Raw genomic sequence first — 10,806 nt, 5'->3', positions numbered from 1 at the left:
GTTGGTGCGCTCGCGCTGGACGGGGATGCCAGTTCCGCGTGCACGCGTGTAGTCGAGGAGATCGCGGATCATCCGCTCGATGCGATCGGTGTTGGTCGAGATGCGGACGACCGCGCGCCGTTGACGTTCCCTCAGATTCGCGCGGCCGAGCAGGGACTCCGTGCTGACCTTGATGACCCCGAGAGGGTTGCGGGATGTCGTGGCTCAGGACGCCCATCACGTGGTCACGAAGAGCCAGCGAGGCCTCGAGCTCCTTCGCCAACCCTTCCGCTTCCGCGCGCGCGGCCTTCTCCCGCTCCAGGCACTGGCCCTGCACGATGAGCGCAGTCGCCCTCCCGGTCATCGTCCGGAAGAGGAGCAGGTCCTCATCGGAGAATTGAAAGGCCGTCGTCGAACCCATCAGCGCGATCCCGATGAGGTCTTCGCGATGAAGCAGCGGGACGCCGTACAGGGCGCGCTGCGCGATCTTCCGCAGCGCCTCGCTCTTGACGTTCGCATCGGCCGCCCGCGACACCATCGCGGGTTTGCGCTCGGCCGCGATCTTCCCAGAGAAGCCTTCGCCGACCCGCAGACGGAACCCGCTCCGCAGGTCCTCCTCGAGGCCACCGGCGGCGACGCGGACGACGAGGTCCTCGCCTTCGCGAAGCATGATCTTCACAACGTCGACGTCGCGGGTCGTCTCCAGGAGCACGCTCAGGAGCTTGTTGAGGAATCCGAGCACCTCGGGCTCCTCGAGCGCGGCCGCCGAGATCCGGTCGAGTGCCCGAAGCGTCCGGTCGTGCGCGCCGCTGAAGCGCGTGACGGATTCGGAGATCGCCAGATCAATGGCCGCGTGCAGCCGAGGCATCTCCGCCGACAATCGCGCCGGCGACAGCTCGCGCGAGGCCAGCTCGAGCAGGCATTCCCGCAGCGTGCTGTATTCCGCGACGATCTCCCGAATGTTGTAACCGAGCTCCAGACGGTCGAGGGCATGCGCGGGAGGAGTTTGCGTCGAGGGTGCGCTGTCGAGACCAGCGCGCACCTCGCTGATGTACTCGCAGAGGTCGTCGAGGAACGTCGGGATGTGATCGAGCAGGACCGGGCGCTCGAGGCGCTCGGCCGGCTTGAGTCGGCGGATGCGCGCCTCCCAATCCGAGATGATCTGTTCCCTGCGCTCGCGGATGAAGTCCGCCAGCCGCCGCGGCTGCTGAGCCTGACCGTGGTCGCCCACGCTGGACCCCGGAAGAAGCTACGTTCCGCGACCGGGAGAAGCCATGGGCTGGCATCCGGCGGGGGGCGTGGCTTCTGCGAACGCGATGGGGCGTGCGAGCGCCCGCCCCATCGTTGCCATGGGACCGCCCGTAGTGCGGAGGTGACAACGCAGCAACCGCGTGTCGGACGCCAATCCAACGCCGGGCTGCAATGGCCCTTGCGCGGATCTGGAATGCGCCGCGAGCCTGAGGAAGGCGAAAAGGGGCATCAGAGCGAGCAACGAAGGGACCACGCCTGATGCCGGCGTGCTGATGCTCGCGACCACGACCCCCGGCATCGCGGGCAAGCTCCGCGACCTTCAGAACTGGATCGGAGATAACCGGTTCAACCCAGGGCAGGCGTATTTCCTGCCGCCACCACCTGAGTACGTCCCGGACTTGATGAAAGACCTTGCCGCATTTCTCAACCGGAGCGACATGCCCGCGCTCGTCCAGGCTGCGATCGCGCATGCGCAATTCGAGACCATCCATCCGTTCGCCGACGGCAATGGTGCGTCGGCCGCGCGCTCATCCACGTCGTACTGCGGCGGCGCGAGCTCGCGCCCCGATTCGTCCCCCCGGTGAGCCTGGTGCTGGCAGGAGATTCGAGGGCGTACATTGCTGGCCTGAGGGCCTATAGGGACGGACGCATCGAAGACTGGTCCCTGGCCTTCGCCCGAGCCGCGGAGCGAGCTGCAGCCAAAGCATCGGAGCTGGGTTCGCGTCTCGCTAGCCTCCAAGGAGCCTGGCGCGAGCGCGCCGGCCGCCCTCGCAGACATTCGAGCGCGGAGGCGCTCATTCAATTGCTCCCTGCATACCCCATCATCACTCTCCGGTCGGCGGCCGAAATCCTGCAGCGATCGCGGCAGGCCGCGAACGAAGCCATCGCCCTCCTCGCGCAAGCGGGCGTACTGCGCGCGACGACGATCGCGCCCGAAACCGGGCATGGGAGGCGCGCGAGCTGTTCGACCTTGTCGACGCGATGGAACGCGAGCTGGCGACGCCTGCCGACGTCATCGCGCCGCGGCGGCCCGCGCCGCGGGGAAGAACGCGAAGCGGCACGAAATGACCTCGGCTCAGATGAGCGACTGCTGCCAGGTGAATTCCAGACGAGACATATTGGCCGCGAGTCCGCGCCGCGATGCGCGGGCAGAGACTGGGAAATCTTGAAACCAAAACGAACGCGATCGGGATCCGCGCCCGCGACGAGCCCGTCGCCGACGTATGCTCGGGCGATGCCGCTGGCATGGGTATTGTTCGACTGGGGCGACACGCTCATGTCCGAGGACGGCCCAGCGGATACGCCCATGGCGTTGTGGCCCGAGGTGCGCGTCATCGACGGCGCCGCGGCCGTGCTGGCGGCGTTGGCGCCGCGCTACCGCATCGCGGTTGCCACCAACGCCACCGTCTCCGATCGCACCTCGATTCGCCGCGCCCTGGCCCGCGTCGCGCGTGCTGGCGCCGCGCCGCGCCGGCATCGCCTCCGTATGGTTCAACTGGAAGCAAGCGCCTACGCGCGTCGTCGTCCGTACGATTGAGCGACTCAATCAGCTGCCGGCGCTGCTCACCGCCGATTTCGCCTGAGCCGCGTTCAGTCCCCGGCGCACCGAAGTGGAACGTCCTGCTGCCATCGTCGAACGCGATCGGTCCCTTGCAGAAATGGTCGTCCTGCCGGGCCTGGGCGCCGAACCATCCTTGCCGTGGACCGACGCGTATGCTCGCGAGTGGGTTTGCACCGGCGCCAACCGCTCCAACCAAATGAGACGCCGGCGATCGACGTGACCGGCCAGGCGAGCGCCCGCCTCTGGCTCGCCTGCGGGCTCCTGTCTACGTTTCTTTGTCGGGGACTCCATGAAACTGCGTGTGTTCGCGTTCGGGGTCTGTCTCGCGCTCGGCACCATCCGGTGCGGCGGCTCGTCGAACGGGAGCAGATCGACGGGTCCGGGCCAGGTCGACGCGGGAGGCAACGGCGGCGGCGGCACCGACGCGGGTCCCGCAACGGACGGCGGCACAGACGGTGGTCCCGCAACGGATGGCGGCACGGTCGCGAACGAGTGCGACGGCCTGAGCGCGGATCCGAACGCCACCTCCATCGCGATCGCTCCGCCAGCCGAGGCGTGCGGCTTCGCCGGCACCTCCGACTCGTCGGGGAACGTCGCCCTCTCCGGCAGCTCCGACCTGACCACCTCGAAGAATTGGGCCACGTACGACCGCGGCGGCGCGCATCTCGGAACGCTGCATGCGTACGGCCCGGTGATCCCCCGAGAAAGCGGGTTCTTCGGCCTCGACCGCCTGAGCAACCCCACCGATCCGCCGAACGATTATCTGCACCTCTGGACCTTCGTTCCTGACGGCTCGGGACCGTCTCAAAATATCGGCGGCTTCCTTTGCAGTGCGACCCTCCAGCGCACTTCTGCAGGAGGCGTCCTGCTCATGGGGTATTGCGGCAGCGGACTGAGAAGCGCGAGCCGTGTCGTCTGGTACGACGACGCAGGCAGCCAAAAATGGTCCACGTCCGTTGGCGGATCGCCCGCCCCGACGCCCCCGAGCGCGGCCGCTGGGGACGACGGAGGCAACGTCCTGATCACCATCGCGAGTGACGCAGTGGCGGGACGCCCGGCAGGCGACTTGCTCGGACGGTGGATCGCCCCTGACGGCTCCCTGCCTGGCGACTGGTTCGTCCTCGTCGCGGGAAATGCGGCTCCCCCGATCCTGCAGTCGTTGATCGGCGGCGGAGTCGCCGTCATGCAGAACGGAAAGTGGGTGGCCGTCGTTCCGCCTCTCGGCGCGCCGAAGTCCCCGCCGGACTGGCTGGCCTCGCGTCCGGATCATGATTTCCGCGTCGTCCGCGGCAGGAAGGCGTATGCGTTCACCTCGCGCATCGTCCCGCGGGGTGCTTCGGGCGGACCCTCGGTCGAGGTCGTCGCGCCCTCGGGGCTCTCGTGCGGCACGTTCGACACCAAGAGCACCGCGGCGACCGTCGGCGCCGACGGGACCGTGATCGCCAACAGCGACGAGTGCACCCGGCGGGTGTGGCCCGGGTTGTTGGGCGCCCGCTAGACGGGTGTCTCCCCGACTCATCTGACAATCCGGTTCCAGGCGTCGCGAGCGGGAGGGGCTCGCCCTTCCGCTCGCGGATCACGGAGAGTGCCGGTCCGCGAGCGATTGTGCGCGCGGGCGATCGGCGCGAGATCTGAGCCTCGACGGCGACGACAAGACCGCGTGCCTTCGTCGAGCGCGACCGGATCCTTGGTGCAACGACCAGCTCGAATCGCCACGGAGCCCAGCCGTCGCAACCATGTAAGTGCGCCGCCCATGACGAGGCGCCCGGCCGACCGGGAAGTTCAGCTGCGGTGATATACTGGCTTTTGTGGACCCGACGCACTGTCACGTCGACGAGCGCGGCATCGCAAGCTGCGCGCGGTGCTACGGAAAAGTGACCGAGACCAGCCGCCACTTGAGCCACATCGAAGAGCGCGACGGAAAGCGGATGGATATCGACCGCGTCTGGGGTCAATGCGAGCATTGCAACAGTGAAGGCTGGTGGAGAGCCGCTTCCATCCGAGCCGCGCGCTGACGCATCGGCGAACTATTTTGCGGGGCGAGCCGCAAGCCTGCTCGATGCCTATCTTTGCTCGCGCCCGAATGAGGAGAGAAGCATGCGCGAATTCGGAGTCCGGCGTTACGGCGACACCCTCTATCATCACTGCATGGCGGATTCAGCCGCCGATGCGGCGAACTGGTTTGCGCACTTCCAGACCGGCATCGAAGGCAAGAATTTCCAGGCGCTGGTGAAGGATGTCGCGCGACCCGTCAGCGACGAAGTCGGTATCGGCGGGAACCCAGAGGTAGTCGTCGTTCGCCACGGCCCACTCACGCCCGGAGGACAGGCGGCGATTGACTTGAAGCGCACCAGCTCGCTGCGCTGAAGCCTTTCCTGTGATCTTGGCCGCCGGTGCGAGCTTTGCGCGGGCCGAGCACCGACGACAATTTCGCAGACGGTTGCTCCCTCCGGAGCGCATTTTGGTTCGCGCGAAATGCGCCGACGCGAACGGATGCATCAGGGTCCGCCACAGTTCAGAGTGGTCCTGACCGGTCGGCGGCGGCACCGTCGTCTACCGCGGATCGCTCCACCTTCAGCGCGATCACGGAGGACGAACGCCAGCGCCAGGTCTCTGAGGTCTTTCGGGTTGGCCCTTCCGCCTCGTAAGGGTCCTCGCCCTGAGAGCGACCGCTCGCTCAATCTCGATGGCGGTGCCGGCCGAGCCTTCCGGAGATACACTCCTGCGGGCCGCGGGAGGCGCGGCTCGCCGCGAGGCGTCGGAGGACGGAATGAGGCTAGGTGTCGGAGAGATTCTCGTCGTGCTCGCGCTGGCCTTGCTCTTCTTTGGCCCCTCCAAGCTGCCACAGCTCGGCGCTAGCCTTGGCCAGGCGCTGAAGAGTTTCAAGAAAGGCCTGAACTCGCTTCACGACGAAGCTGACGTGGGCGCGGCGGTGCATGCAGAGCCGAAGGACGTCGCACCGCAGTTGTCCGACAGCGCCGGATCACCCGCCGAGCGCAAACCGGCGCCCGCCATCGACCGCGAGAAGACGTCTCCTTCGTAAAAAAAGCGGGATCAGCCCTTGCAAGGTAGCTGTTCGCGATAGCTCTTGAGGCACGCGACAGCGAGACGCTCAGGGCCCCTGTAATCCCTATATGCGGCGGGGTGTGACGAAGCCTCCCTTTGGCTCCGTTGCTGCGCCTTGGATTCCAATGTTACCGCATAAAGACACTCCGGTGCTCCTGTGCCGGTTTAGCAGTGGGGGAATCCAATGAGAGCTTGGAAAATCGGGGCCGTCGTCGCGGCTGCATTGTCTTTGCAGGGACCGTCGGCAATCGCCGCGGGGCCCGAGCATAGCCATGAGCGGCTGAACGCAGCAACCGCGCGGTCCCACCCCGCTGCCCCGCTCGCGGTGAAGCGTGCGGACGCGATGAAGGCGAAGAAGACTCCGGTCATCAAGCGCACGCCGAGTCGCGACCGAAGCACGGACCTCGAGCTTCCTCAACTCGGATAGCAAGCGCGGACATGAGTGCCCCGGCGCAGAGGGGCGGACAGAGGTCGCCACGGAACGCTGGCGCCGAGAGGCGCAGCGAAACCGCGACCGCCGACTATCAGCCAGTGCGAGGCCGAATTCCGCTACTGTTTTGAACGTCGCTGCAGCGCACCCTGGTCAATGAGTTGGCGCGCGTCTTCCGCGAGGGAGCGGTCCTCCCCGACGCCGGCGCCCGATCCGGTCGTGATACACGGTCGCACGTGATCCACCGCAACGCCGCGCGTGGCGTCGTCCGTGCCGGTTTCATCTGTGGGGTGGCATTCATCGTCAGCTCGGCCATCCAGGGCTGCGTTCACGGCGACGACTGGCGCGCCGACCTGCTCTGGACGACGGTCTTCGGCGGCTGCGCCGTGCTGCTGCTCGCTCTCGTCGGATCGTTGGGCATCCGCGTGCTTTTGCGCTCCCGGCTGCCGGGCGAGATCGCGCGCGGCAACGAGGCGGCAGGCGTCGCTGCGGCCGCCCATTATGCGGCGACCGGACTCATCGTCGGGCGCTGCCTATACGGAGACGACGTCGGAACGCTCGGCATCTCCGTGGTGTTCTTCGCCATCGCACAGGCCACTCTGCACCTGTTTCTCATGCTCTTTCGCTCGCTCACCTCGTATTCCGACGATCAGGAAATCATGGGCCAGAACGTGGCCGCGGCACTCAGTTACGCCGGGGCGACGCTCGCCATCGCCGTCATCGTCGGCCACGCCGCGGAAGGCGATTTTGTCGCCTGGGGCCAGTCGTTGCGAGCCTATGCTCTCGCGCTGCTCTCGGTGCTCGTGCTCTACCCGGTGCGCCAGCTCCTGGTGCAGATGCTGCTGCTGAGACAGCCGTTCGCGCTTCGCGGCGGCGGCCTCGATCGGCTGGTTGCGCAGGAACGCAACGTCGGAGCAAGCGCGGTGGAGGCGGTCTCGTATCTCGCAGCCGCCTTTCTCCTCACCGGGATCGCATGACGGACTATTCCGCCTTCGCTGAGCGTCTGACCGCGGGCGGCGTCATCTCCGATCCCTGGTTCGAGGGCGAGCCTCGATTCCGGCAAATGCCGATCGTGCTGCGCGCATCGGAACAGGCGGCGCTTTACCGGGCAGCAGAGGAGATGGCCGCCGCCTGGAACGAGCTGTGCCTTCTTTGCGCGGGCGACCCCGGCCTCGTGTCGACGTTCCTCGGCCTGACGCCCGTGCAGCAGGCGCTCTGGTGCGCTTCGGCACCGCTTTGGCACGGCATCGCCCGAGCCGATGTCTTTTTCACCGACTGCGGCCCGATGGTCTGCGAGCTGAACTGCGACACGCCGACGGGCGAGGCAGAGGCGGTTCTGCTGAATGCAACGGTGGCGGAGGCGCATGCGCACCTCTCCGATCCCAACCGGGCCATCGGGGATCGCTTCTGCGCCATGGTCGCGGCCTCCGCCGGCACCAGGCGGCCGCTGTCCGTCGGCCTCGTCTACCCGACCGAGATGCCCGAGGACCTGTCGATGGTGCTGCTGTACCGCCGCTGGTTCGAGGAGCGCGGATGGCAGGTCACGCTCGGGTCGCCTTTCAACCTGCGGCGGTTTGGAGGGCACCGCGCTGGGCTCTTCGACACCGCCTGCGACGTCTTCATTCGCCATTACAAGACCGACTGGTGGAGCGAAAGGATCCCGGCCTGGGCCGACGAGCCGCCGGTCCCCGATCCAGAGCCCCTCACCGAACAGCTCGCGATCATTCTCGGGGCGGCGGTCGCCGGCACCTGCGCGGTGATCAATCCTTTCGGCGCAGTCGTCGCGCAAAACAAACGCGCGATGGCGCTGATGTGGGAGAAGATCGAGCTCTTCTCCACGCAGAGCCGCGACGCGATCCGCCGCTACCTTCCGCAGACCCTGCGCCTCGAGACCCTGCCGCGCGCACAGCTGATCGCCGAGCAGCAGGAGTGGGTGATCAAGTCGGATTATGGCTGCGAAGGTGATGAGGTCGTCATCGGCGCCAATGTGCCGACCGGCGTCTGGAAGGACTCGCTCGAGATGGCCGTGCCAGGCCGCTGGATTGCGCAGCGGCGCTTCTGCCCGCGGCCGCAGGAGGACGGCATCAGCGCCGTGAACCACGGCGTCTTTCTCGTCGGAGGCCAGGCCGCAGGCCTCTACGCGCGCCTGGCGCCGCACGGAACCGACCGCGCAGCCCTCTCTGCTCCGGTGTTGATCGCGTCATGACCGAGATCCTCCCGCCGCGACCGTTCTTCCGGCAGATGTACGCCGACCGCGACGATCTCGTCGGCGCGCGCTGGTGGCAGGAGTCGCTGCAGCGCTCGGCGCCCGATCGCATCAGTCGCCGCAACGCGCTGCTCGCCCTCGCACTGACGCTCGGGCCGGCGGCAGGCGGCGGGCTTTTGGCGTGGCTTCTCAGCCAGAGCGACGAGGTGGACATCACCATGGACGCCCTCGAGCTCCAACGGCGCGAGGGCTGGAATGTCGGACATGCCGGCGCGGCGCTGCGCTTCCCCAACGCGAGCGCGGTGGACATCGACGGCGGCGCCGGGTGGCGCGATGCGCTCGGCAGATTGGCGCTGGAGCTCGCTCCCGCGCAGGCGACGCTCGCGCCCTTCTACGTGCCGACCCTGTTTCAATCACCGGCAGATCCCGGAAGCGCGAGCTTGCGCGCCTCCCTCACCCCTCTGTCCCCCGCACCCGAGAATCGAGACGTGCTCCGCGGGGCAGCCATCCGCTCGCTCTTTGCGGGCGAGCAGACGCCGCAGGACGTCGCCGTCATCCTCGACGTCCAGGGGCCGACTTCCGTGGCAGTCGCGGCCGGCATGGCGCCGGGCTTCGATCCGGTGTTCGTGCTCGACAACTGGCCCCATCCCCTGGGAGTGGTTCCTTCGCACCTCACGCTCGGGGCGGTCCTGTACTACCGGCCATTGTTCATGCGACTGCGGGGATCCCGGACGGGCCGCGCACCGCCGGTCTTCGTCCTCGATCGCAACCGGCTTGCCCGCTACACCGACGAGGAGACGCAATTCGACAACCGCTATGTCGCGCGGCTCCCCACGCCGACGAACCTCCAGTCACTGGGCATCCGCCGCCTGCTCTACATCGCCCCGGATCAGTCGGACATGCGCGAGCTCGACGATCTCAATGCCGACTTCGTCGCGTTCCGCGACGCCTCGATCGACGTCAAGGTGATGCCGCTCAGCGACCTGATGCCGCCCGCGCAACAGGCGCAGAGTCATGGCTACTACTACGGGGGCCACGCGCACACGCATTTCCTCTTCTGGCAGACCTATGGCTGGCACTCGGCTGCGCCGGGACGGCCTGCGCTCACCCAGCGCACCGCATCGCCGCTGCCCCAGGTCTCGCGCGGCGCCGAATATCGGCCGGCGCCCCGGCCAACGATCTTCTCCTCGCGCACCCTCGGCGGCGGTGCCGGCATCGGGAAGCAGAAGCCCTCTGGCTTCGGCCGCGTTTCGGTGCGCACATCCAGGTCGACCGGCTCCATCACCGCCGTCCGCACCGGGCGCAGCGGCTCGTTCGGCCGCGCCGGTTCATCGGGGAGCAGCTGATGGGCAAGACGTTCTTCGGCGTGCAAGTCGTGATCAAGGCGTTCCCCGTCGATTCTTTCCGAGGGCGCTTGCACGAGATCATTGCCCAATCCTCCAGCGAGCAGTCGCTCGTCGAGAAGCGCGCCTTCTGGAAGCGGGTCACGGCGGTACTCGACGAGCAGGTCTCCGCCTTCGACTATGGCTTCTGGGACCTCATCCGCGGCGGCCGCGCCGGGGACGAGTTCGAGGAGTGGTCCAGCGAGCTCGAGGGCGCGGTCGCGACGGAAAAAGAGGAGTTGGGCGACGCGCCGGACGAGATCAACCGCATCTCGGCCGACAAGCGATACGTGATCGCCACGCTCATCTTTCTCCTCGAGGAAAACAGCAACGCGGACATGACGTTGGGCGAGCGCTGCGACATGCCCGAGTCGGAGTACTTCACGCGGACGACGTTCGGGCGCCTGATCGGCACCATCCCGATGCTCAACTTTGCCAACGTCGAAGCCGACGCGGTCTATTTGATCCCCGGCAACGATCAGGACGGCCTCTCCGACGAGGACGTCCACGGCGGCGGCTACGAGTACCTCAAGCCGCTCCTTTAAGAGAACGAATTGGTGGACCTGCCGAAGCTCCTTGAAGGGACCCAGGCACGCCTGCGGACCGCCACCTCGGAGCAAGAAGCCCGCGCCGCCTTTCAACGATTCGTCCGGCTGACGGCGATCGTTCCGCTCGCGGACGTAGTCGCCATCGAGAAACGGAAAGGTCGCCGGGCAGGCCGACGCTGCAATGCAGCCTCGGGTAGGGCCCGGCGCCGACGCAGCCGCCGATGACGCCGAAGTTGTTGAGGGCGCGGCCCCAGAAGTCCGACTTCGACGGCTACTTCGCCGGACGCACCTCCGACACCTACGTCTTCGGGCTCCATGCCGCGCTCTATAGCGGCGGACAGGCGCAGGACCTCAATTACTTGACGGACACCAGCAGCCACCCG

Annotated in this window: 9 protein-coding genes and 1 pseudogene; 9 read left to right on the top strand and 1 reads right to left on the bottom strand. The window is 67.3% G+C overall.

Going from position 1 to position 10,806, the window contains the following annotated elements:
• Positions 1 to 1,210, bottom strand: a 1,210-nt coding sequence (locus E6J58_01265; protein ID TMB42893.1) for a GAF domain-containing protein, incomplete at its 3' end; no start/stop codon positions are given.
• 292 nt (positions 1,211 to 1,502) lie between these two features.
• Here E6J58_01265 and E6J58_01260 point away from each other — a divergent pair.
• From E6J58_01260 to E6J58_01220, 9 genes and pseudogenes are all read left to right on the top strand, one after another.
• Positions 1,503 to 2,298: pseudogene (locus E6J58_01260) on the top strand (Fic family protein).
• A gap of 166 nt (positions 2,299 to 2,464) precedes the next feature.
• The gene (locus tag E6J58_01255) at positions 2,465 to 2,767 is read left to right on the top strand and encodes a hypothetical protein (GenBank protein TMB42892.1); all 303 of its coding nucleotides are present in this window, start codon (positions 2,465 to 2,467) and stop codon (positions 2,765 to 2,767) included.
• A gap of 313 nt (positions 2,768 to 3,080) precedes the next feature.
• Positions 3,081 to 4,289: a hypothetical protein gene (locus E6J58_01250; GenBank protein ID TMB42891.1), complete on the top strand. Its 1,209-nt coding sequence runs from the start codon at positions 3,081 to 3,083 to the stop codon at positions 4,287 to 4,289.
• Positions 4,290 to 4,888: 599 nt separating this feature from the next.
• Positions 4,889 to 5,158: a hypothetical protein gene (locus E6J58_01245; GenBank protein TMB42890.1), complete on the top strand. Its 270-nt coding sequence runs from the start codon at positions 4,889 to 4,891 to the stop codon at positions 5,156 to 5,158.
• Between the two features lie 403 nt (positions 5,159 to 5,561).
• Positions 5,562 to 5,834: a twin-arginine translocase TatA/TatE family subunit gene (gene tatA / locus E6J58_01240; protein TMB42889.1), complete on the top strand. Its 273-nt coding sequence runs from the start codon at positions 5,562 to 5,564 to the stop codon at positions 5,832 to 5,834.
• A gap of 689 nt (positions 5,835 to 6,523) precedes the next feature.
• The gene (locus E6J58_01235; GenBank protein TMB42888.1) at positions 6,524 to 7,264 is read left to right on the top strand and encodes a DUF350 domain-containing protein; all 741 of its coding nucleotides are present in this window, start codon (positions 6,524 to 6,526) and stop codon (positions 7,262 to 7,264) included.
• Entirely contained in the window at positions 7,261 to 8,493 is a 1,233-nt protein-coding gene (locus E6J58_01230; GenBank protein ID TMB42887.1) for a glutathionylspermidine synthase family protein, read from the top strand. The genes E6J58_01235 and E6J58_01230 overlap by 4 nt, the downstream gene beginning before the upstream one ends.
• Positions 8,490 to 9,839 (top strand): hypothetical protein, encoded by a 1,350-nt coding sequence (locus E6J58_01225; protein TMB42886.1) that lies wholly within the window; start codon positions 8,490 to 8,492, stop codon positions 9,837 to 9,839. The genes E6J58_01230 and E6J58_01225 overlap by 4 nt, the downstream gene beginning before the upstream one ends.
• On the top strand, positions 9,839 to 10,420 hold the full coding sequence (locus E6J58_01220; GenBank protein ID TMB42885.1) for a hypothetical protein: 582 nt from the start codon (positions 9,839 to 9,841) through the stop codon (positions 10,418 to 10,420). Before E6J58_01225 ends, E6J58_01220 begins: the two co-directional genes overlap by 1 nt.
• Positions 10,421 to 10,806: the final 386 nt, after the last annotated feature.

Source organism: Deltaproteobacteria bacterium (assembly GCA_005879535.1).
Classification (GTDB): Bacteria; Myxococcota; Myxococcia; order Myxococcales; family 40CM-4-68-19; genus 40CM-4-68-19.
The sequence above is the reverse complement of the archived record's forward strand: the minus strand, read 5'-3'. Positions and strand labels throughout refer to the sequence as shown.